1 pseudogene is annotated in these 281 nt (G+C 38.1%); it reads left to right on the forward strand.

What is annotated here, in order from left to right:
- Positions 1-281 (forward strand): annotated as a pseudogene (locus ETC07_RS16145) (AMP-binding protein); the annotation flags it as partial.

The following is a 281-nucleotide window of genomic DNA, read 5'->3' on the forward strand; positions in this document are numbered from 1 at the left end:
TATGGACCAACCGAAGCTACAGGTGCTATTACAAGTATTCAAGTTGATAAAACAATCCTTCATGACTATAAGCGCTTGCCTATTGGCACTGCAAAGCCAGGAGTTGAAATTCAAATCATTGATGATGAAATTATTATTATTGGGGATTCTGTAGCACAGGGATATTTTGAAAATTCGGAGAAGACAGCAGAAGTCTTCTTTGAGTATGAAGGCAAGAAGGCGTATCATACAGGAGATTCAGGCTATTTTGATGAAAATTCGGTCCTTAACTATAATGGTCG

The sequence above is a fragment of the Halomonas borealis genome (genome assembly GCF_004798905.1).
Taxonomy (GTDB): domain Bacteria; phylum Pseudomonadota; class Gammaproteobacteria; order Pseudomonadales; family Halomonadaceae; genus Halomonas; species Halomonas borealis.